This window comes from Ignavibacteria bacterium (assembly GCA_017303675.1).
Classification (GTDB): domain Bacteria; phylum Bacteroidota; class Ignavibacteria; order Tepidaquicellales; family OLB5; genus OLB5.
Genome location: JAFLBX010000001.1, coordinates 328271 through 352115, shown reverse-complemented (window position 1 = coordinate 352115; position 23845 = coordinate 328271). Strand labels below are relative to the sequence as shown.

Below are 23845 nucleotides of genomic sequence, written 5' to 3'. Positions count from 1 at the left end.
TAATAGCAGCAGGACAAATAGCCCTGCTGCTTAACTTAAGTAAATGATTTATTAATTTATTTATTTTATTGTGAATTCAAGACCGGCATTAACTGTCATAAATCCTACTGAACCTGTTCTTGTGAACACATTGTGATATTTTGTCTTTGCAAGAATGCTCACTGCATCACTAAGGTATAAACTTGCACCTATACCGCCATTAATACCGGCATTGGTCTGTGATACCTGGTTAACTGTGACAGTTGCATCAATAGGATCTATATAGCTGTTCTGTTTGAAGTAATATGCACCTGCTCCGCCTTCAAAATATACCTGTGATTTCAGTTTAGGATGAGTAAAGTAATATCTCGGTCCCGCTGAAAATTCCATATATTGACCAATAGGAGCTCCGCTCTTTTTGGATGACATGAACATGTAATTGAATTTACCGTAAAGACCTACTTCTTTATTTATCTTTAAACCCATATCAAGTCCAACAACACCGCCCGGTTTAAAATCAGACCTGAAATCTTTGGTTAACGGGAATATAGCACCGCCTGTAGGCGCAATAAAAAATTGCGGGAAGCTTTGTTTTTTAACTTTTGAATTGCTCACAGGAGTGTTCTTTACCTGTGAGTATACTATTCCGGAAAACGCTATTAAAAATACAATTACAAAGTGTGTTAAATTTTTGAAAGTTTTCATTTTATAATTCTCCTTTTTATTTTTTTTTCACGCTGCTTATTATTTGCGGTTTTTTATTTAGCTGCCGGTTCCTGTGCTGATGAATGTCTTAATATATCATCAACTGTATCTATAAGATCTGTTATAAGAAAAGGTTTATCTATAAAAGCCTGAATACCGGTGCTTCTTGCTTTTTCTTTCAATTCCTTATCTTTGCCATATGCAGAGATCATTATAGCTTTTACATCAGGATCGTTCTCTTTTGCCATTTTAAAGATATCAAGTCCTGTTATTCCCTGGAGATACTGCAGGTTATAGTCGAGTATCAGCAAGTGATATGTTTTTTCACTATGCTTTATTTTATTTATAGCATCTAGTGCGCTTAGTGCTGATTCAACATTATAGCCTTCGGATTCCAGAACTTCACAGAGTGTTTCGTTCATGTACTTGTCATCTTCTACTATTAATATCAGAATATTCATTATATTTTCATGTTTTAATTAACGTGTGAGTTTTTATTTTTCTTTTTATTATCTTTCGAATCTATTGATGCCAGGTCGATCAATAATCTTAAATATCCCAGATCTTCTTTAACTATTCTTAAATCCAACATTATTCCCTCCATTTTTATTTAGTTTAGTTTTTAGTATCTTTTTGTACCTATCTGAAATACAATTACTGTGCCAAATCTTTTTTGGGGTTTTTGTTGTTATTTTAAATAATAAACATATTGTCTATGACAAAATTGTCGTAAAAATTCGGGGAAATTAAAGTATTTGGAAGTAAAACCGCAAAAATTCGGGAAATTTGCAGACAGGCTGCCATTGGAAAAATTTATACCGGCAGCATTTCTTATTTTTCTACTTTGTTTTATCATATTAAGCATAATTACTTATAATAACATATCCTTATATAAGGCTAACGTAGAGCTTGTTGGTCATACTAATAAAGTATTGCAGAAAACAGATGAAGTGAAGCTTGCATTGTCAAATCTGCATTTACAAAGGCGAAGCTATGTTATTAAAGCAGAAGAGAAATATTTTGAAAATTATAAGATTCAGCGCAGCAGTTTAAACGAATCCATCCGGCAGCTGGATGATTTGATCAAAGATAATGCCCTGCTGAAAGATAAAATTCGAAAACTGGATTCCCTTGCATTCAGCATAACTAATCTTCTTGATTCATCAATATTACTTTTTAAAGCAGAAGGTAAGGTTTTGCCTGCTCAAACCAATCTTGCGATGATCGCACAGGATGACCTGGATAAACTGAATACTGTTACAGAAGAAATCAAAGCGGAAGAGTTCAGGCTGCTTGATATTAGGCAAAAAAACTCAAGTACAAATCTTAATGATACCCAAACCTTTATTATAATTACCAGTTTATTTGCTTTTATGGTTTTGGGGCTATCTCTTTTCATTTTTAACAAAATGATCAGGAATAAAAATGAAGCAGACCGGCTTCTTTTTAAATCATATGATGAGCTTGAATATAAGGTTGAAGAACGTACTGCCGAGCTCAAAACATCAAATGAAAGCCTGGTAACTGAAATCAACAACAGGATAAAAATTGAAAACTCACTTCGCGAAAGCGAAGGCCGCTTCAGGGAAATGGCTGATTCAGCACCGGCTCTTATCTGGCTGGCAGGAACTGATAAAAAATGTGAATACTTCAATAAGGGCTGGCTTGATTACCGGGGCAGAACCCTTGCCCAGGAAGCAGGCAACGGGTGGGTTGACGGAATTCACCAGGAGGACCTTGAAAAAGTTCTCAGTACTTATTCTGCATATTTTGAAAGCAGGGAACCATTTGAAATAGAATACAGGCTGCAGTCTGCAGATGGTGATTACAAGTGGATATTAAGCCGGGGTATCCCCCGGTATACTGGCGGTGAATTTTCCGGTTACATAGGTATTGCCATTGATATTCACGAGAAAAAAAGAACAGAACGCTACTTAAAAATTCAATACTCTGTATCTAATTCATTAACCGAAGCCGTATCGACAGAAGAAGCATTGCGCAATGTACTTGAAAATATTTGCACCGGGGTTAACTGGAAATTCGGGATCGCCTGGGTTGTTGAAAATGATATTCTAGTTCAAAAAGCCATGTGGAGCGATAACCCGCACGACTCAAAAAAATACAGCTCTGTTTTTAATAACAAATATACTTTCCAAATAGGTATAGGGTTGCCGGGCAGAGTCTGGCAAACTGCAAAATCTTTATGGATCGAAGATCTTGAAGCAGATAATAATTTACCCCGCAAAGAAGGATTGATAAAACTAGGCTGGACATCAGGTTTTGCAGTGCCAATCAAAGATGGCGAGAAGGTTATAGCTGTTATTGAATGCTTTAACCAAAACCGTTTATCATCTAAAAGCGATTTACTTGAAGTTCTTGAATCTGTCGGAAGCCAGGTTGGAAATTTTCTGGAAAGGAAAAAAGCTGAGGAAAATCTGAAGATAGCATATGATGAGCTGGAAACCAGGGTGAATGAAAGAACTGTTGAGCTGGCCAATACCCTGAACAGGCTTCTTGATGAAATGGCAATCAAGGAAAAAGTTCAAAGCAGGCTTAAGCTTTTCGCTCATGCGCTTCGCGGTATTAAAGAATGTGTATTTATTACCAACCTGCAGAACAGAACCATTTTTGTTAACCCGGCCTTTGAATCAGTTTATGGCTACCTTGAAAGTGAAATTCTCAATAAAAATATTCCTGTACTTTATACAGAAAGTATCACCGAGGAAAAGAGGAAAGAGATACTTTCTGAGGCACTGAAGAACGGATGGAAAGGGGAGCTTGTAAACAAAAGAAGTGACGGTTCTGAGTTTTATGTTTATCTTTCTGCTTCAGTAATAAGGGATGAGGATGGTAAGGTTGATGCTATTGTTGGCATTGTGCAGGATATCACAAGTGAAAAAAACAACCTCGCTTTACTTGAAAAAAGATACAGCCTTCTGAACTTAATTAACGAAGTTGCAATTGAATCGAACAGGTTCACCGATAATAATTCATGTATACAATATTCAATAGATAAAGTATGCGAATATACCGGATGGGATGTTGGACACTATTTCAATTATGATGGTAACCTGCTTAAAAGTTCGGGAATCTGGAATAAAGACCTGAAGCCTGAATACGATGTCTTCAGGGTTTTAACTGAAGAAATTACTTTTGGCAATGATCATGGATTATATGAAAATGTAATTGTAAACCGGAAGCCGGTTTGGACACAAATTTCTGAGCTGAAAGACATCAATATATATAAGCGTGCAGAGCTCTGTACTAAAATAGGTCTAAAAACTGTGATTTGGGTTCCTGTGGTTGGAATAAATGAAGTTATTGGTGTATTGGAGTTTTACAACTCCCTCGAGAAAACCCTTGATAAGGAAGTTCTGGATAGCATTGTAAATATTTCAACAGAAGTCAGCAATGTCATCAGGAAAAATGAATTTGTCAGGGAAATAAAAGAACGTGAAAAACATTTCAGTGCTATTGCTGATACTGCAAATGACTCAATTATTACGGCTGATTCTGATGGTAAGATTATTTATGTTAACTCAAGTACATCGGGAATGTTCGGCTACAAAGATGAGGAACTTATTAACAATGATTTGACTTTATTGATGCCGGATAAATATGTTAATCAGCATAAGGTCGGATTAAAAAGAGTCTCAGAAACCGGAAATTCAAAACTTTTGGGCAAGACTATTGAACTTGTGGGAAAAAGAAAAGATGGGACTGAATTTCCTATTGAACTTTCGCTTGCTAAATGGGAGCTGAACGAAAAAATATACTTTACCGGCATGATAAGGGATATTTCATCAAGAAAAACCATAGAAAATGAACTTATCGAAAACAGGAATACATTGATTGAAGCTCAATCGATTGCAAAGCTGGGAAATTGGCAATGGAACGTAAAAGAAAACAGTGTAAAATGGTCTGATGAAATGTATAATATTTATGAAATAAGCCGGGATGATTTTGACCATACTTATGAAAGTTTTTTAAGCAGGCTGCATCCGGATGACAGGGAAGAAATTAAAAAGAGAATATCAGAAGCCTTTAAACAAAAAGGTTCGTTTGAGTTTAATGAAAGGATTATTACTCCTTCAGGTAAAATTAAAGTACTGCGCTCATCCGGAGGCGTCAGGCTTGATGATGATGGTAATGTTACAAAGCTGGTTGGTACGTGCCTTGATATAACCGAAATTTTTGAAGCGCAGCAGAAAATCCGGGAAAATGAGGAGCGCCTTTCGCTTATCATGGAAAATATCAAAGATTATGCAATAATTCTGCTGGATGAAAACGGAAATGTAAAAAGCTGGAACAAAGCTGCAGAATATATTAAGGGATATTCAAGGGATGAAATAATCGGAAAACATATAAGTGTCTTCTATACTCCGGAAGATTTGGAAAAACAGCTGCCTTCTGCCAACCTTGAAAAAGCTGCCCTTCTGGGCAGATACGAAAACCAGGGCTGGCGTAAAAGAAAAGACGGAACTATGTTCTGGGCAGATATTATTTTTTCACCTCTGTACGATGGCGATATTTTGAAAGGTTTTGTAAAAGTTACCCGCGATATCACAGAAAGGAAAAAAGCTGAACAGGATCTTGTTGAAAGTGAAAAACGGTTAAAAGAAGCGCAGGAAATTGCCAAAATGGGCAGCTGGGAATGGGACACCTTAAGTGATAAAGTAAAATGGTCATCTGAAATGTATAATATTTTTGAAATTGACCGTGATACCGAGATCACACAGCAGGTATATCTGGATCTTCTTGATGAAGAGAACCGCAGGGTCCGCGAGGAAGAGATCAGCAAAGCTATGGAAGGGAGCGGAAGATTTGATTACTATTTGAACATAAAAAGTACATCCGGCAAAGTAAAGATCATACATTCTCAGGGTGAAATAGAAAAAGATACTTCAGGTAAGATCATTAGAATGGTCGGTACTTTTATGGATGTAACCCAAATGAAAGAAGCCGAAGAAAAAGTAAAACAAAGCGAAAAACAGCTTAAAGAAGCGCAAAGTATTGCCAAACTTGGCAGCTGGCAGGCTGATTTTAAAACCGGGAATATCGAGTGGTCTGACGAGATGTACAGAATTCATGAATTTGAGCCCGGATCCCAGTCTTTAAGTTACGAAAACATAAGAAAATTCATTTACCATAAAGATCTGCCTTCAATGGATAAGCTTATAAGCAGCCTTGAAAAAATGCCCCAAAATGCTGAACATGACTACCGGATTGTTACACCTTCGGGCAGGTTAAAATATCTGAGCCTGGATCTGAGGGTCGAATTCGACAGCCGCAAAAAACCTGTCAGAATATACGGCAGTGTTCAGGATATCACTGAAATAAAATTAGTTGAAGAAGAGCTTAGAAAAACCAACGCTAAACTTATTGAAGCCCAAAAAGAGCTGATACATAATGAAAAATTAGCAGCGCTCGGTAGGTTTTCATCGGGTATTGCACATGAGATCCGAAATCCCCTGGCAAATATCAGCGCACTGGCTCAGCTTCTCGCTAAATCAAAAATTGAAGATGAAAAGATGAAAAAACACCTTAAATATATTATGGTCAATTCTGATATTGCCAATAAGATTATAAAAGACCTTCTTAACTTTGCTTCTCCTGAAGACCTTGTATATGATGATTTTCCTGCATCAGAACTGCTTGAAAATACTATGAACAGCGTAGAAGCCCGGTGTGTGGATAAACATATAGCTTTAAGTAAAGATATACCAGCTGATCTTCCGGTTCTTCATGCAGATAAAGTGAAGCTGGAAAATGCAATGCTGAATTTTATTTCAAATGCAATTGATGCTATCGAAGAGGGCGGCAACATTTCAGTTAAAGCAAGGGAAGATAAGGTTAACAGGATCCTTATTATTGATATAATTGATTCAGGAAAAGGAATTCCTCCTGAAAATCTTGATAAAATATTCGAACCGTTTTTTACAACCAAAGAAACCGGTACCGGGTTGGGTCTGGGTCTTGCATATCAATATATAAAATCACATAATGGTATTCTTAATATAACCAGCCATCCCGGTAAAGGAACTCATGTTGAAATAAAACTACCGGTCAATAATTTTAAAAATTAATCAACTGTAAGCCTTTTATTATGGAAAAAATTTTAATAATTGATGATAACGAATCACTTCGCTATACTCTTGAAAGCGTTCTGGAGGAAAATGGCTTTGACTCCACTTCTGTGGAAGACGGGTTGAAAGCTATCGAACTTCTGAAAACAAAATCGTTCGACCTGGTTATATGTGATATGAAAATGCCTAAAATGGACGGAATGCAGATACTTGCTGAAGTCAAAAAAATAGATCCTGAGCTGCCGTTTATTATTTTAACAGCTTTTGGAGATATAAAAAATGCGGTTGAAGCAATGAAACAGGGGGCAAGTGACTATCTTACCAAGCCATTTGATAATGATGGAATGATACTCACCCTGCGTAAAGCGCTTGAAATAAAATACCTGAACAAAGAGCTTGCTATTTTAAGAAAACGAACGGACGATTCATATAAAGGCGAAGGAATAATAGGCTCAAGCGCAGAGATGAAGGAAGTTTTTGACCAGGTTAAAATTGTTGCCCCGACAAATTTAACTGTGCTGATACAGGGTGAAAGCGGCACCGGAAAAGAAGTTATTGCTAACATGATCCACAGAGCAAGTGAAAGAGCAGGAAAACCGTTTATAGCCGTAGATTGCGGCGCTATACCTGAATCATTGATAGAGAGCGAGCTTTTTGGACATGAAAAAGGAGCTTTTACAGATGCAAAATCCCAGAGGGAAGGAAAATTTGAACAGGCTAACGGCGGCTCAATTTTCCTTGATGAAATAACTAATCTTTCAGATTCTAACCAGATAAAGCTACTCAGGGCAATTCAGGAAAGAAAAATTACACGAATAGGCGGTAAAAAAGCTTTAAGCCTTGATGTAAGAATATTAACTGCTACAAATATTAAGCTTGCCGATGCTGTTAATAACAATAAATTCAGGGCAGATCTGTATTACAGGCTTAATGAGTTTCATATTGATCTGCCTCCTTTGAGAGCCAGAACCGGAGACCTGGAACACCTGGTTGAACATTTTATCAAGGATGCCAATAAAGAGCTGAATAAATCAGTTACTTCCGTTTCTGAGGAAGTTATGAAAAAAATCAAAGCTCATCACTGGCCCGGAAATGTCAGGGAATTACGAAATACTATACGCAGAGCTGTATTGCTAACACCGGGCAGTGTAATGGAAAAAATAAGTATTACAGATGATGTAGCCCCTAAACCTGTATTTGAACCTGTTAATGATAATAATGATAACTCTACTTTTGAAACTCTTACAAAAAAAGCTGAAAAGGATGCAATTTTAAGTGCGTTAGATGAATCAGGCGGTAACAAATCAAAAGCAGCCAAGCTGCTTAATATGAATGAACGCACATTCTACAGAAAGCTTAAAAATCTGGGTATCAGTTAAAAACCAAATCAATATCCGCAATTTATAAAAATTGGCATAAGGATTGTATAAATCTTTTCTGTTAACTAATCAGAGGAGGTTATACAATGCTGAAAAATTTTGGCTTTTTAACATTTGTTTTAATAATCTTGTCAATCATTTCCTGTACCAAAGAAGATAGAAAGGAAGTGAAGCAAACTATTGATTCTGCTTCACAGAAGCTGGGTCATGAGCTTGATACCATCATAAATACCAAACTGAACAATGATTCTATATTCAACAGTGCGCCTGTTGAATCGGTTAACGGATCAACCCTCAAAAGCAAAGAATTCCGTTCTGCACTTAATGACATTTTTGACAAATATGAAGATATAAAAGATGAACTTGCAGATGACGATACGGCAGATGTAAGAAAAAATGCCGAGGACATGAAAAAAGTTTTAATGACAACCGGTTCTTATGCCCCGGCGGCCGATATGGATAAAAGCTGGAAACTTTGGGTATCTACCTCTGAAAAAGTTATAGCAAGTCTTGCAGCTGCTAATTCAATATCAGCGCAGAGAAAAAGTTTCTCTGAACTTACTGCATCAATGGAATCAATGGTTAAACAGTTTGGACTTGATACGAGAACAATATATAAATTAACCTGTGCAGCCTTGCCGGGTAATACTTATTGGTTAACTGATTCCAAAGAGTTTGATAATCCGTATTCAGGAAATGATACTTCAAATGGTAAAGATGATAAATGCATTAAGGTAGTTTCTTCCTGGAAATTTGAATAAGAATTAGAAGTTTTAGTACTGCAAAAGCAGGCAAATTTGCCTGCTTTTTTTATGTCATAAATGTCATAAATATTCTTTTTCAGAAAAATATTAGCGTTAAATCGTTAAAAATTGCAATATTTTTTTGGCACGGAAATTGAATATAATTTTAGTAATCAATATAAATTTCAATTAAAGATACAGAGGGGCAATCGTTATGACACAGATTAAGAATCCATCCGAACAAAATTACCTAAATGATAATGATAATAAAGGTCAGAATCAAAAAAATCCCGAAACCAATAATGACCGTTCACAGGAAGTAGACCTTCCTACACCTGAAAAAAAGAATGATGATATTACTACAGGAATAAACGGTGAAAAGCCTGAAGAAAATACCGGGCAGACAGGTTTAAAACAAGCTCCGGAAAGCCAGGAGGGAACACAAAAAGAAGATAAGAATAAAGGCCGCAAAACAGGGTTTGATCCTGAAAATACAGAAGGATCCGCAAGTAAGGAAAAACGCGGAGATGGGACTGAAAGGCTTGAACTTGATAAGACAACTGACCCTAAAACCAAAGATGCTGATTGGCAGCAGGATAAAATGAATGAAGCAAATAATGAACCGGCTGATAACAGGCAGGGGACTAATCAACAGGGCAAGCAGCAGAATGTAGATAAAGCCTCCAGGATAAATGATACTCGTGATGATTCAATATTAGACAGGCCGAAAACCGAAACATATGAAAAGAAGCAGGGTGAAAACATTGGTGGAACCATTAAAAAAGATAACTACACACATACTGCTGACGAAAAAAAGCGCGATGACCAGAACAGAAGAAATACAGGAGCAAAGGAAAAACAGCTTTAAACAAATATTTAAGAAAACTGAAACAATTTAAAATTGAGAGTTCAAAAATTAATTGGAGATAAAAAAATGGCTAAAATGAAATCCCTGGAAGATTTTTTGTTGGAAGAATTAAAAGATCTTTATAGTGCAGAAAAACAGCTTACAAAAGCTCTACCTAAAATGGCTAAAGCAGCAACATCTGAAGAATTACGAACAGCGTTTGAAGATCATTTAAAAGAAACCGAAAATCAGGTTGCGCGCCTTGAAAAGATTTCTAAGATCGCAGGCAGGTCCTTAACGGGTAAAAAATGTAAAGCAATGGAAGGATTGATAGAAGAAGGCAAGGAGATCATGGAAGAGGACTGCACACCTGAAGTAAGGGATGTAGCTTTGATTGCTGCCGCCCAAAAAGTGGAGCATTATGAAATTGCATCTTATGGCTGCGCAAAAACCTATGCCAGGTTACTTGGATATACAGATGTAGAAAAATTACTGGAAGAAACTCAGCAGGAAGAAAGTGCAGCTGATGAAAAATTAACTGAAATTTCTGAAGAGCTGAACGCTGAAGCTTTAGAACCCGCTGAAACTGAAGAAGAATAATATAAGATGTTCATCAGATTCAAATATTAATTTACCCCATCGGTCTGCTGTAAAACAGCAGACCGTATTTATAATACTTAATTTTTCTTTTTTGCTAAAACGTGCTCTTTTTTGGTAATTCAGAAATATATTAAAATAAGCCAGATTAATAAATAATGGAATTTTTAGGTGTTGCCGGTGGAAGTGCTGCTCTTTACATTCTGATCATAGCATGCCTTAGGATACTTGGAAAAAAAGGTCTGGCTGAGCTTTCACTGGGTGATTTAGTGCTTATAATTTTAATAGGGGAAGCAATTGGCTCTTTGATACCGCAGGAAAACGCTTTTATTTCAGCTGTTGTATGCATTGTTACATTAACATTTACAAATTTCGTTATAGAAAAGCTGGCTTTAAAATCAAAATTCATGAAACGTTTTCTGGAAGGGAACCCGGTTGTGATTGTAAGGAACGGCAGGATTTACTCACAGAAAATGAAAAAGGAAAATTTAACCAGGGAAGATCTTGATGAAGCATTAAGGCAAAATGGCATAAAAGATATAAAAAATGTTGAAAAAGCCATACTGGAAACTGATGGCGGAATAAGCATTATTGAAAAATAAATTATTAAATATAAACTGAATTTAAGGAGGAACTGAAAATGAAAAATCTGATAGTATATGTTCTGACAATGGTTTATGTTTTTGCAGCAATAATCGTACTCGTAAGTCCATAAAATATAAAAGGAGAAAATATGTACAGATTGATGAAATCAGTGATAGAAATTATAGAATTGTTAAGAGAAGAGGGTTATATACATGATTTCAGTATAAAAAATGAAGAGCTATGCAGCGATTCAGACGGAAAAAAGTATGAGCCCCAAGACCTGATAATCGAAAAAACCGAAAGGTATGAAGGGGATTCTAATCCATCTGACAGCGCTATAATTTATGCCATTACAGCTAAAGACGGAACTAAAGGAGTACTGGTTGATTCTTACGGAACTTACGCCGATCCTAAGCTTGCAAAGATAATAGGGGATATTCCTGTAAGGGAAGAACATGACCTGCAGGATAAATAAATTAAAAGTAACATCATGAATACAAACCAGGCAACTTTCAGGAACATTCATTTTCCCCTTAGTTCAGCGTATGATAAATCATGGATTAAAAAGAATTCATTGGGAGAAAATGTTTTGTATAACTTGGAAAGCTTATGTGAGATCATTGAGTTTAAAGAAGGAATGAGGGTACTTGATCTTGGCTGCGGAAAAGCTGCAAGTGCAATTTTTTTGGCAAAGGAATTTGGAGTGGAAGTGTGGGCTGTGGACCAGTACATTACACCATCTGATAACTACAAGCGCATAAAGGAAATGAACTGTGAACACAGTGTATATCCTTTGAAGCTTAATGCAAAAGAACTGCCTTTCCCTGCTGACTTTTTTGATGCAATAGTATCCGTTGATTCTTATATGTATTTCGGTACGGACGAAAAATTTACTCCGTATATTTCACAGTTTTTAAAACCCGGTGGAATTATCGGAATTGTGGATATCTGCTTCAGCAGAGAAATAAATTATCTTGCAGAAGTGCCTGATTTTATGAGAGAGCATTACCAGGATAAATGGTATTTTGTGCATTCGCTTGAATGGTGGGTAAAGCTCTGGAATAAGACAGGTCATTTAAAGATACTTAATTCAGAATTAGTGCCGCAGAATAATTTTATAAAAAATGAATATATATCTGATTTCAAAAGTACACGAAAGAATGACGCTATAGCAGATGCACTTGAGCATGATAAGGAAGAATTAATCAATATTTTCCGTTTAACAGCGCAGCGATCTGAAAAACCGATAAATTTAGGAAATTACAGCCCTGAAGTTTAATTTATAAATAAAATTAAATCAGAAATGAGGATAATATGGAATATATTGTAATTGGAGTACTAATAGCCTTGGCAGTTTGGGGCATTTATGCTTATTCGATATATTATACAGCCAGAAGATACGGCAAAAAAGGGGATGGCAGGCATTAGATGTATAGTTATACACTTTCTGTGAATTGATAAAAAGGGAGAATTAATATGGGTTCAAAAATAATCTATCAGGAAAGCGAATTATTCAAAAGATATAAAAATAACCCGGTGTTAACTCCGGCAATGTGGAAATACAGAGTGAATTCTGTTTTTAATGCCGGGGCTACAATGTTTGAGGGAAAGGTTTTGCTGCTTGTGAGGGTAGAAGATATGAAGGGATTTTCGCATTTATGCAAAGCAGAAAGCAGGGATGGCTATACCAACTGGAAGATCGATGAGCTTCCTACTCTTCAGCCAAAACCCGAAGAGTTTCCGGAAGAAATTTTTGGTCTTGAAGACCCAAGGATCGTAAAGCTTGAAGATGAAGGCAGATATGCAATTGTTTACACTTCATTTTCGCAAAGCGGTCCCCTTGTTTCATTGGCTACTACTGAAGATTTCAAAGGATTCCGAAGGTACGGCGTTATAATGCCGCCGGATGACAAAGATGCCTCTCTTTTCCCCAGGAAATTCAACGGCCGTTATGTTCTAATTCACAGGCCTTCGCCAACCAGTTACCTGCTTGGCGCTCATATTTGGATATCTTATTCACCAGATTTGAAACATTGGGGTGACAGCGCAATTCTACTGCCGGCAAGGCGCGGAAGCTGGTGGGATGCATATAAAGTCGGACTTGGACCCCAGCCCATAGAAACCCCCGAAGGGTGGCTTATTATTTACCACGGAGTGAAAACCACGGCAGCCGGTTCTTTATACAGGCTGGGCTTAGCCCTGCTTGATCTGGACGATCCAAGCAAGATAATCAAGCGATGTGATGAATGGGTATTTGGCCCGAATGAGTATTATGAAAGGGTAGGAGATGTACCTGATGTAACATTTCCGTGTGGAGTGGTTCTTAAAGGAGATGAGCTTATTATGTATTACGGCGCAGCAGATACTACAATGGCAATAGCAACTGCATCATTAAAAGAAGTATTGGAATATATCAGGAAACAATAAAAATTTATGGGAAAAATATTCGGAGTATCATTCATTTCCTCTTTCATACCAAGGCAATGCGGTATTGCAACTTTTACAAGTGATCTTTCAGGTTCATTTAAAAATATCAAAAACGGCAGTACTCTTAAAGCAAATGTAACAGCCTTAAACGATATTCCTGAAGGCTATAAATATTCGAAAGAAGTGAAATTTGAGATCAAAGATAAAAGTATCAATGATTTTAAAGAAGCAGCATACTATCTGAATCTCTCAGATAAAGATATAATAAACCTGCAGCATGAATTCGGACTTTACGGCGGAGAGGCCGGTTCGCATATTCTCTATCTGTTAGAAAACCTTAAAAAGCCTGTGGTTACTACTCTTCATACAGTTCTTGAGCATCCCAATGAAGATCAGCTGAAGGTAACCCAGGAAATAGGCCGCCTCTCATCTTATGTAATTGTACAGTCTGAAAAAGCCTTTAACATGCTTTCGTCAGTTTACGGTATCTCTGAGGAAAAGATCAGGTACATACCTCATGGTGCGCATGATGTGCAGTTTCTGGATACAACGTATTATAAAGATAAATTCCAGCTTACAGAAAAGAAAGTGCTGCTCACATTCGGATTGCTTAGCCCCGGAAAAGGAGTTGAAGATGTTATAAATGCTCTGGCAGAAGTAGTTAAGACCAATCCGGATGTTGCTTATATAATTCTGGGAGCAACACATCCGCATGTTAAAAAACAATATGGCGAAGCATACAGAAACAGCCTTGAAAACCTCGTTAAAAAACATAGTTTGGAAAACAACGTTATCTTTATAAACCGTTTTGTAGATACAGAAGAGCTTTTGGAATTTCTGTTGATGAGTGATATTTATGTTTCACCTTATCATAACCTTGAACAAATTGTTTCAGGAACATTAACATATGCACTTGCATCCGGTAAAGCGATAATTTCAACTCCATACTGGTACGCCGAAGAACTGTTAAAAGATGAAAAAGGTATATTGTATGAACCTCATGATATTGCATCGCTTTCAGCTTCCATAAAAGATCTGCTTGATGACGAAAACAAACGCAACAGGCTGCGCCGGAACGCTTATGAAGCAGGCAGGAAAATGATTTGGGGTGAAGTAGCTAAAAAGTATTACGAAATATTTCAGAAGGCAGCTGCCGAATACACTATTAATTCAACAAGCCTTGTGCCTTCTCCAAAATATAAGATGATTCCCTCATTGCCAGAAGTTAATCTTACTCATTTGCGTAATATTACAGATACTACAGGAATCCTTCAGCATTCGGTTTTTTCTATTCCAAACAGAAATGAAGGTTATTGTATTGATGATAACTGCAGGGCTTTGCTTGTGATAATAATGAATAAATATCTGTTTCATGATCCTGTTGCGGATCAGTTATTATATACATACCTCTCTTTTATTCATTATGCCTATAATAAAGATACAGGTTTATTCAGGAATTTTATGAGTTATGACAGGAAATGGCTTGAAGAGGCAGGTTCTGAAGATTCAAACGGCAGAACAATGTTTGTTCTGGGATACTTTATTAAAAATTCTGAAAATCATTCGCACCTTGCTTTATGCAAAATGCTGTTTGATTGTACATTAAAAAATATGGAAAAGTTTAATTCCCTTCGTTCCATTGCACATATAATCATGGGATGTATTTTTTACCTGCAGAGATTTTCAGGAGCGCGTGATGTTAAAAGAATTTGTAAAAAACTGCTTGAAAAGCTTAATGAAGCTTATGTGTCTAATTCCAAAGGTGATTGGAAATGGTTTGAACAATATTTGACATATGATAATGCAAGGCTCTCTCAGGCTCTGCTTATGGGAGGCATTTATTTTAAGAACAGTAATTATTTGTATAATGGGCTGGAATCATTAAACTGGATGTATGATATAATTATTGAAAAAGAAAAGAATTACATTTCTTTAATCGGAAATGACGGATGGTATTTTAAAGGACAGGAAAAAGCGAAATTTGATCAGCAGCCGGTTGAAATTGCTTCGATTATTGATGCCTGTTACCAGGCATACCTGATATCTGAAGATATGGAATGGATTAATAAGATCGGGGTTGCTTTCAGCTGGTTTCTGGGGAATAATGACAGACAGGAACCATTATATGATTTTACTACCGGAGGTTGTTATGACGGGCTTACATCCGCTATTACTAATCAAAATCAGGGAGCTGAATCAACTATCAGCTGGTTGACAGCACTGCACAGAATGTACAGGATAAGACAGGAACTTCAGGTTGAGTAAAAAATTTTCAATAAAGGCCATACCCTCACTGATAGTAAAGGCATATTATGAATTGCTGGATGATAAGGGATTTAAAATGGCTGCAGCGCTTTCATATTACACTGCCTTTTCACTCGGGCCATTATTGATAATTGTTATTGCCATTGCGGGATTTTTCTTCGGAGAGGATGCCGCAAAAGGGCAGATTTTCTCTGAATTGAAAAGTCTGGTCGGTCCTGATGGTGCAGTGATGATAGAAACAATCCTAAAAGGAGCTTCAAACAAATCAACAGGAATATTTGCGGCAATTTTAAGTGTGGTTCTGTTATTTTTAGGTTCTATAGGTGTATTTCTGGAATTGCAGGAATCCCTTAATATTATTTGGGGAGTTGAGCTTAAGCCTGGCAATGGGTTGTGGCTTTTTATCAAGAACAGGCTGATTTCGTTTTCCATGGTTGTTGCAACAGGGTTCTTGTTGATAGTATCTTTGGTAATAAGCTCTGCAATTTCAATTATTAATACATTTATGGGAGAAAAGTTTCCAACACTTATACCAATGGTATTTATTATGAATAATCTTTCTTCATTGATAGTACTAACAATTCTTTTTGCGCTTGTATATAAAATATTACCCGGTGTTTTGATATCGTGGAAGTATGTTTGGTTCGGAGCTATTCTCACATCTGTACTTTTTACAATTGGTAAATATCTTATAAGTTTATATCTCGGCAGCTCATCTTTCAGCTCTACATATGGCGCAGCAGCATCTCTTGTAGTAATTTTTGTCTGGCTGTACTATTCAGGCTTGATCCTTTATTTCGGCGCGGAGCTTACCCAGGTATACCGTAAAATTTTCAGCAATTCAAAACTTGTTCCGGGCGGAGACGCTATATTGGTCCCTAAAATATCTGACCTGGTAAATGAGCGAATGAAAAAAGAAAACACGGTCATTGGTAGTACCAAAAGGAAAAATTAATATTACATATCAAGGTTTTTTAAACATTTTTCAATATCTATTCCTTTGCCAAGCACACCTTTGAACAGGTCACCTTTTTTCTTTAACCGCTTGAAAATATTTTTAATGGTGAACTCTTCGGGAGATTCAATTTCTTTGAGTTCCTTCCAGTCAAGCGGGGTAGAAACAGGAGCTTTTGGCTTAGGCCTTACGCTGTAAGGTGCTGCCAGGGTCTGGCCTGTTCTGTTCTGCAGAAAATCTATATAAATCTTTTTCCTGCGTTTTGAGGGGGATCTTTCTATGCTTGTAAATCCGGGTACAAGCTCATTGGTTAATTGAGCTATTACATGTGCAAATTCCCTGGCTATTTCAAAGTCATATTTTTTATTCAGCGGTATATAAATATGAATACCTGTAGCACCGGATGTTTTACAGTATCCTTTTGCCTTTGCCTTATCAAGAACTTCCTTAACAGCAAAGGCTGTTTCTATCACTTTTTTAAAAGGTATATCAAGAGGGTCGAGGTCAATTGCGAGATAATCAGGATTGTTTATTAGTTTGACAGTGGAGAACCAGGGATTTATTTCTATGCAACCAAGATTCACCATATATAATAGCGAAGCTTCATCTGTGCAGACGTAATAATGGATATTCTCATCGTTCGATTCTGAATACACTTCAGCTGTTGTGACCCAGCCTGCTACCTTATCTTTTACATCCTTTTGGTAAAAGCTTTTGCCGTTAATTCCGTTCGGGAAACGGTTAAGCGAGTGAGGCCTGTTTTTTATGTACGGAAGTATATACCCGGATACATTGTGATAGTACTCTATCAGCTCTCCTTTTGAGTATTTTTCCTTTGGCCAGTATATTTTTTCCAGGTTTGTAAGCTCAAATGTTTTGCCGTTTATCTTTACCTGTTTATCCATGATATCATAAGTTTATTTTTTTCTTTAACTGTGTATTCAGTGATATTTCTTCTGCTTTTTTGTCATCACGCATCCTCAAAAAGACCGGGTGCCTTAATATGCCGTCATTTGTGATCTGGGAAAATTTTACTTCACATACCAATACAGGCTTTAGCCAGGTAACAGGTGCATTAGGCTTTGGCGGAACCTCAAACGGGCTTACCTTAATTTCATATCTTTTCAAAAGATTAAAAACACTTAATTGATTTGTATAATTAAAGCCGGTACCTGTATGACCTATATATATCAGCCTGCCTTTATTGTAAACACCAAGTATCAATGCTCCGAAATATTTCCTGCTGCCTCTTGGCTCTGTATAACCGCAAATTACAGCATCAAGGGTTTCTTCTGTTTTAATTTTAAGCCAGCTTTGTGAACGGGTATTTTCATAATATAAACTATCAGCCTTTTTAGCTATAATGCCTTCAATTTGTAGTTTTTTTACTTCATTGAATAATTTTATACCATCATTAACAGTATGATCACTGTAAAAAATATTATCTGTTTCAGGAATCAATTCCTTGAGCAGCTGTTTCCTTTCGGTTACAGGAAGTGTTTCTGTATTATATCCGTTCAGCCACAGCAGATCAAAAACATAATAAACAATAGTACCAATTCCCGTTTTTTTATAGTTCTGTATTTTTTGGAAATCGGGTTTATTTGAATCATCAAGTGCTACAGCTTCTCCGTCAATTACATAATTTCCTTTAATTGAACCCAGGTTTTTCTTTATTGTTGGAAAGAGTTTATCGAAGGATACCAGGTTTCTGGATGTTAAGGTGACAGTATTTTTATATTTCTTTGATATAACCCTGTAACCATCCCATTTTACCTCGAATATCCAGTCTCTGCTGTTAAAGGGTTTATCTGTTAAAGTTGCCAGCATTGGCTTTATATCACCGGGGAAAGGAATTTTTTGTAAATTATTTTTTCTCTGTTTTTTTGCGGCCATTGGATTTTTTAAGCAGTTCTATGGTTTTGCCGCTAATAACTGATTTATTCTTCTTAAGTATATCAGTTTCCATGGCATATTCATCTTTTTTCTTTATAAGCAGCCATGATTTTTCATCTTTTTTCATATTTACAAGAGCAAATTCACCCTTAAGTTTCTTTCCAAGCAAAACAAATTTCAGGTCACCTTTCCAAAACGCCTTTTTAAATAACTTTTCATTTTCTTTTTTATCTTCTCCACCTTCAACAGGCAAATATACTCCCGTATCCCAAATAATAACTTCTCCTGCCCCGTAATTTCCTTCCGGTATAATGCCTTCAAAATCCTTATAATCAAACGGGTGATCTTCGACCATCATCGCCAGCCTTTTATCTGCTGGATTCATTGAAGGTCCTTTGGGTACTGCCCAGCTTTTTAAAACTCCCTCAAGCTCAAGCCTGAAATCGTAATGTAAATGGCTGGCATCATGTTTTTGCACTACAAAAATTAGCTGAGAGCCTGCATTCTTCTTTTTGCCAGCAGGTTCACTTGTTTTTTTAAAATTTCTTTTTTTTCTGTAAGTTCCAAGGCTCATCCGATATCCTTATTTATGCAGCTTTACTTTTCATGCTTTGTTTCAGCAGCTTCATTAAGTTTTTTGCAGAGCTTGGTTTCGGCTCTTTACCCTTTGGCTTAACTTTCTGGCCTTTTGCTTTTTTGGTGATTATTTTTTTTAGCTCGTCAACATAAGTATCTTTGTATTCCTTCGGATTATATTTTTTACTCAGCTGTTTAACCAGGTCAACTGCCATTTCAATTTCTTTTTTTGTCACCTGTTTAGAAGTCGGTATAGTTAACTCCCCGGTATCACGGATCTCGTCATAATACCTTATCTGGTTGAATATAATAACATCTTCAAAGATGCGTAATAAGCCGATATGTTCACGGTTTTTCAATACAAACCTTCCTATTCCGGCTTTTTTTGTCTGCTTTATTGCTTCACGGAGCAGGGCATATGATTTTATCCCTGATCTTTCCGGTTCGAGAAAATACGGTTTTTCAAAGTAAACAGGATCAATTTCCTTTTCATTGACAAAATGAAGTATATCTATAGTATGAGATTTTTCTACACTGGCATTTTCAAAATCTTTATCAGTTAATACAACGTAGTCGCCTTCTTCATATTTATAACCCTTTACTATATCTTCATAAGGAATTTCCTTGCCGTCATCCCTGCAAACGCGGGCAAATCTTACCTGGCAAAGATCACCCTTGCGCAGCATATCAAGATCCAGAGTATGGCTTTGTGATGCTGAATAAAGTTTAACGGGAATATTTACCAGCCCGAAACTGATCGAGCCTTTCCATAATGCTTTCATATTTTCATTTTATTGGTTTTAAGTCTGTTAATGCCGGTCCGTTTATTACCTTTCCGGTGGCCTCAAAACGTGACCCATGACACGGGCAATCCCATGTTTTTTCGGTTTTATTCCATTCTACCACACATTTCAAATGCGGGCAAAGAGCTGAAAATTTATATATCTTTCCGTTATGATCCTTATAAACCGCATATTTATCTTTTCCGAAGCTTAAAACAGCGCCGGTTCCGTAAGGGATCTCACTTTCATCTGAATATTCTGGCGGCGTGATAATATCAATGTACTGGATAGCAGTGTTAAAACCTTCCCTGACGAATTCAGGAGCCGCTTTTAAAGTGATACGTTTGGGGTCATATATATCAGCCCAATCATTTTGCCTCCCGTTTATCATGTCATCCAGAAGTATAGCTGCAAATGAAGCGTGTGTAATTCCCATACCTGAGTCACCGGTTGCTATATAAACATGCTCGCTGTTTTCAGGGTCTTTGCCAATAAAGCTTAAACCGTCAAATGGCTCAATTACCTGGCCTGACCATTTATATTCAATATGTTCAGCCATTGGAAATCTTTCACTTGTCCATTTTATCAGTTCCTGGAACCGCTTTTCAGGTTCATCTTCCTGGCCTGTTTTATGATCTTCACCGCCGACTATTAGAATATCATTTTTATGCTGTTTGTAAATCCTTATGTAATGATAAGGATCTTCGTTATCCCAATACAAGGCATGAGGTACTGAATCTTTGGGTATTCTTACTCCTATCACATAGGTTCTGTATGAAGCCTGCTTGGTATGTATAGCTACATAATCGCTGACCGGGCTGTTTGTTGCGACTATAATATCTTTTGCAGTAATTTTAATTTTATTTTTTGTCTCAGCAGATGCCGGGGAGCCATCAGTAATTTTATTTATATGTATATTTGTAAAAATTCTTCCGCCGTTTGAAGTGATAATTTCAGCAATCGCCGAAAGGTATTTCAGCATATGAAATTCAGCCTGTCCCGGGAATTCAAGACAAGGATAGTCTCCCAGCGAACTAATTGGCGGCTGCGGGGCAATATTAACATTCAGACCGGCCCTTTGGCAGGCATCATATTCTCTTTCCAGAACTCCAGCCCTTTCTTCCGGTTTAAATATTAAATAACCGTTCAGGCGGGTAAAATCGCATTCAATTTTATTTTCAGTAATAATTTTTTCAATAAGGTTAATTGCAGCGGTCTGGCTTTCAGCAGCAAGACGTGATACATTTTCTCCGTGAAGCCTTTCGATAATGTAATAACGGTCATCAATTACATTTGTAATATGCGCAGTGGTTCTTGAAGATTCACCTCCTCCGATATTGCCGTCATCAACAACTATCACACTTTTACCTGACTTCATCAGCATATACGCGCAGGTTAGTCCTGTAATTCCTGCACCTATTATACATACATCAGCATTAGTATCATTTTTCAATGAATTAAATATGGGGACATCAAATGTCCCCATCCAAATTGATTCAGTCTTTCCGGATTCTGGTTTCATTTATACATGGATTATCGGTTAAGCTACCGGGTTTCTTCCCTGGATCAGCCTTATCAATACAGCTACTACAGCGAGAACTATAAGAATATGTATAAATCCGCCCATGGTATATGAGCTTACCATTCCAAGAAGCCAAAGTACCAGTAATATTATTGCAATTGTCCAAAGCATGATGTTTTCTCCTTATTAATATTTATATTTTTATTGTTTACCGCTTTTACCTTCATTTTTTATTTCAGGAACAGGTGATACCGTTATAACTGCCGGATTTGAAACATCTCCAAATAGTCCTTTATCTCCTGCCGCCATTCGCCACTGAACTGTATATGATCCAGGGGCAAACGGAATGATATCAAAGTTGAATACTTTCGAACCTCCGGGGGCAATTGATTCATCAAGGCTCACAGAATAAGTATTCCAGAAGTTTCCCGATAAAGGATTACCTGCCGCATCAAGCATAATCAGCCTGTAATTTCCTTTTTCCCAGGTAGTTTTGCCTGTATTAGTGTAGCTTACCATTACTTTGTAAGATTTCCCTGCTTCCATTACAGCCGGGACAGTTTGTTCAACAAATGCGCTGCTGTTCAATGCATCATTAAAAGTTACTTCTCTGCTTACTGAAATTTCCAGCGGTTTACTGATCTCTCCGAAAATTCCCGCTGAATTTGTAAGCTGTGAGCTGAATTTATATACACCTTCAGTATTGGGTGCTGTCACAGTAATTTCAAATGTAGCAGTATTTTCTGACTCAATGGTTTTTACCAGATCAAGCTCTGATACTGCCCATACAGGTGTTTTGGAATCTTCATTGGAGTATAATTTTAATCTTACTTCCCCCGGAGCCCATGCAATACTTCCTGAGTTTTGAAATGTAATTATTAAATTGTATTTCTGACCCGGTGACATTCTATCCGGAACCGACTGATTTACAAATTTTGAGTCGAATCCGCTTTGTGAATTGGTTAAAAATGTAGTGAATATAAATACTATGAATAATGAAAGTTTCATTTTAATCATGTTATTTCTCCTTTTACATTATGCTATTATAGATTACTCAAATACTATGCCAATTTTTAAATTCAATTATTCACCTTTTTGAAAAATAAACAGGCTTTTATATTATTTGATTTGTCAATCTTATGTCATAAATGTCATATTGTATTTTATATTTATTCTCAAAAGTATGTTATAAATGAAATAAAAATTTGGCATAAAATTTGAGTTTTTTATGAGTAATCATTAAGGAGGATTTGTTATGAAATACATATTAACTTTTATTCTGTTTTCAGGAATTATTTTAGCTCAGCAAAATAATGGTACTGGTTCAGGTAACTTTGTGAAATATTCTGTAATTAAACATTCACCTGTATATAAAAATTTAGTAATTGATATTAATGCAGATGGTTTTTCGGAGAGATTTTTCGGGGAAAGTATTATTCTTACAGCAGAAAATGAAGTATGGGTAAAAAACACTGAACTGATTTCAGGAAATGGCGATAAATATGAATTTGGAAATAAACTGAAAAAGAATGAAATGAATATTATTCACCAGGTTTCTGCTGAATATGGTTATATAATAGTGTATGGTGAAAATAATAATGAAGTTTTGGTCTATCTTGCAGGTGCAAGTGGTGAAAAAGATTCTGATGCCGTTTCAATAGAGTTATAAAGCAATTTTCTTTGTTAGAATGAAAAAGGCTGTCATTTAAAAATGACAGCCTTTGTTGTTTTATTATACAAAATTGTCAGGAGATTCCGCTTTATCGGGACGGCTTTCCCCCCGACACGAAGTGTAGGGACGCTGGGCCATTATTTTTGGTACTTAAGGACTGGTTTGAATTATGACGTATCAAACGGTCTTCAAGGTCATTAGTTTGACCAATATAGAGTTTTCCCGATATTTCTGATTGTAATATGTAAGTGTAAAACTTCAAGTCGGGGTGAGAGGATTCGAACCTCCGGCCTTCCCGACACGTAGTGTCGGGACGCTCTAACCTGCGTTTAATTCAATCCATCTCAGAATTCTGGAAGTATTTTTAAAAGATTTAAGCTTCATTTCCAGTAATACAGCTTCACTTCTTGAACTGAACTCTTTACTGAAAATAAGTTTCCATGGGCCTTTATTTTTGGTACTTAAGGACAGGTTTGAATTATGGCGGAATAGACGGTCTTCAAGGTCATTAGTTTGACCAATATAGAGTTTTCCTGATATTTCTGATTGTAATATGTAAGTGTAAAACTTCAAGTCGGGGTGAGAGGATTCGAACCTCCGGCCTCCTGGTCCCGAACCAGGCGCTCTAACCGGGCTGAGCCACACCCCGAAATGTAGTAAAAAACAAAAATAATCAATCTAATTGAGAAAATCGAGGATAATTATATTCCATAAAAAAAGCCCTGTTCTCAAGAACAGAGCCTTATAAAAAAGTATATTAAAACACTCTTAACCGAATACAAATCCAATAACTATGATTGCAAGCATAATTACTATTGTTGTGCCGATA

The 23845-nt window shown here is 36.6% G+C and carries 21 protein-coding genes, 1 tRNA gene and 1 pseudogene; 12 read left to right on the top strand and 11 right to left on the bottom strand.

The genetic code is table 11. The features are described 5' to 3' along the window. Positions 1-60 precede the first annotated feature (60 nt). Together J0M37_01565 and J0M37_01560 are read right to left on the bottom strand one after the other, a co-directional pair. Complete coding sequence (locus J0M37_01565) at positions 61-684, bottom strand: outer membrane beta-barrel protein (protein MBN8583753.1); 624 nt, start codon at positions 682-684, stop codon at positions 61-63. 53 nt (positions 685-737) lie between these two features. After that, positions 738-1145 carry a response regulator gene (locus J0M37_01560; GenBank protein ID MBN8583752.1) on the bottom strand — a complete coding sequence of 136 codons (408 nt, stop codon included), beginning with the start codon at positions 1143-1145 and terminating at the stop codon, positions 738-740. 294 nt (positions 1146-1439) lie between these two features. Between J0M37_01560 and J0M37_01555 the strand changes: the two genes are divergently transcribed. From J0M37_01555 to J0M37_01505, 11 genes are all read left to right on the top strand, one after another. Then, the gene (locus J0M37_01555) at positions 1440-6770 is read left to right on the top strand and encodes a PAS domain S-box protein (GenBank protein ID MBN8583751.1); all 5331 of its coding nucleotides are present in this window, start codon (positions 1440-1442) and stop codon (positions 6768-6770) included. Positions 6771-6790: 20 nt separating this feature from the next. Continuing rightward, positions 6791-8149, top strand: coding sequence for a sigma-54-dependent Fis family transcriptional regulator (locus tag J0M37_01550; GenBank protein MBN8583750.1), 1359 nt, complete (start codon positions 6791-6793; stop codon positions 8147-8149). Positions 8150-8235: 86 nt separating this feature from the next. Beyond that, complete coding sequence (locus J0M37_01545) at positions 8236-8910, top strand: DUF3347 domain-containing protein (protein ID MBN8583749.1); 675 nt, start codon at positions 8236-8238, stop codon at positions 8908-8910. Between the two features lie 196 nt (positions 8911-9106). Continuing rightward, the gene (locus J0M37_01540; protein MBN8583748.1) at positions 9107-9760 is read left to right on the top strand and encodes a hypothetical protein; all 654 of its coding nucleotides are present in this window, start codon (positions 9107-9109) and stop codon (positions 9758-9760) included. A 66-nt stretch (positions 9761-9826) separates the two neighbouring features. Further along, positions 9827-10339, top strand: a complete 513-nt coding sequence (locus tag J0M37_01535; GenBank protein MBN8583747.1) for a ferritin-like domain-containing protein — start codon at positions 9827-9829, stop codon at positions 10337-10339. Positions 10340-10494: 155 nt separating this feature from the next. Beyond that, on the top strand, positions 10495-10938 hold the full coding sequence (locus tag J0M37_01530) for a DUF421 domain-containing protein (protein MBN8583746.1): 444 nt from the start codon (positions 10495-10497) through the stop codon (positions 10936-10938). Between the two features lie 131 nt (positions 10939-11069). After that, positions 11070-11396, top strand: a complete 327-nt coding sequence (locus tag J0M37_01525; protein ID MBN8583745.1) for a phosphoribosylpyrophosphate synthetase — start codon at positions 11070-11072, stop codon at positions 11394-11396. A 15-nt stretch (positions 11397-11411) separates the two neighbouring features. Continuing rightward, on the top strand, positions 11412-12200 hold the full coding sequence (locus J0M37_01520; GenBank protein ID MBN8583744.1) for a methyltransferase domain-containing protein: 789 nt from the start codon (positions 11412-11414) through the stop codon (positions 12198-12200). 197 nt (positions 12201-12397) lie between these two features. Beyond that, entirely contained in the window at positions 12398-13348 is a 951-nt protein-coding gene (locus J0M37_01515) for a glycosidase (protein MBN8583743.1), read from the top strand. Positions 13349-13354: 6 nt separating this feature from the next. Further along, positions 13355-15613, top strand: coding sequence for a glycosyltransferase family 4 protein (locus J0M37_01510; GenBank protein ID MBN8583742.1), 2259 nt, complete (start codon positions 13355-13357; stop codon positions 15611-15613). 76 nt (positions 15614-15689) lie between these two features. Beyond that, a complete protein-coding gene (locus J0M37_01505) occupies positions 15690-16568 on the top strand; it encodes a YihY/virulence factor BrkB family protein (GenBank protein MBN8583741.1) in 879 nt (292 codons plus the stop codon). 2 nt (positions 16569-16570) lie between these two features. Here the strand turns inward: J0M37_01505 and ligD are convergent. From ligD to J0M37_01475, 6 genes and pseudogenes are all read right to left on the bottom strand, one after another. After that, positions 16571-18398 (bottom strand): annotated as a pseudogene (gene ligD, locus J0M37_01500) (DNA ligase D). 37 nt (positions 18399-18435) lie between these two features. Beyond that, a complete protein-coding gene (locus J0M37_01495) occupies positions 18436-19038 on the bottom strand; it encodes a 3'-phosphoesterase (GenBank protein MBN8583740.1) in 603 nt (200 codons plus the stop codon). Positions 19039-19051: 13 nt separating this feature from the next. Beyond that, positions 19052-19822, bottom strand: a complete 771-nt coding sequence (locus J0M37_01490; protein ID MBN8583739.1) for a Ku protein — start codon at positions 19820-19822, stop codon at positions 19052-19054. Positions 19823-19826: 4 nt separating this feature from the next. Further along, a complete protein-coding gene (locus J0M37_01485; protein ID MBN8583738.1) occupies positions 19827-21344 on the bottom strand; it encodes an FAD-dependent oxidoreductase in 1518 nt (505 codons plus the stop codon). 18 nt (positions 21345-21362) lie between these two features. Further along, positions 21363-21515 (bottom strand): lmo0937 family membrane protein, encoded by a 153-nt coding sequence (locus J0M37_01480; GenBank protein MBN8583737.1) that lies wholly within the window; start codon positions 21513-21515, stop codon positions 21363-21365. 30 nt (positions 21516-21545) lie between these two features. Beyond that, positions 21546-22352, bottom strand: a complete 807-nt coding sequence (locus J0M37_01475) for a hypothetical protein (protein MBN8583736.1) — start codon at positions 22350-22352, stop codon at positions 21546-21548. 247 nt (positions 22353-22599) lie between these two features. On the opposite strand from J0M37_01475, the gene J0M37_01470 reads away from it, so the two are divergent. Continuing rightward, the gene (locus J0M37_01470) at positions 22600-23013 is read left to right on the top strand and encodes a hypothetical protein (protein MBN8583735.1); all 414 of its coding nucleotides are present in this window, start codon (positions 22600-22602) and stop codon (positions 23011-23013) included. A gap of 91 nt (positions 23014-23104) precedes the next feature. Here J0M37_01470 and J0M37_01465 read toward each other — a convergent pair whose 3' ends face one another. The 3 genes from J0M37_01465 to J0M37_01455 all read right to left on the bottom strand — a co-directional run bounded on the left by J0M37_01465 (position 23105) and on the right by J0M37_01455 (position 23665). After that, complete coding sequence (locus tag J0M37_01465) at positions 23105-23278, bottom strand: GIY-YIG nuclease family protein (GenBank protein MBN8583734.1); 174 nt, start codon at positions 23276-23278, stop codon at positions 23105-23107. 56 nt (positions 23279-23334) lie between these two features. Then, positions 23335-23589 (bottom strand): GIY-YIG nuclease family protein, encoded by a 255-nt coding sequence (locus tag J0M37_01460; GenBank protein MBN8583733.1) that lies wholly within the window; start codon positions 23587-23589, stop codon positions 23335-23337. A 1-nt stretch (position 23590) separates the two neighbouring features. Further along, positions 23591-23665, bottom strand: a tRNA-Pro gene (locus tag J0M37_01455). Between the last annotated feature and the right edge of the window lie 180 nt (positions 23666-23845).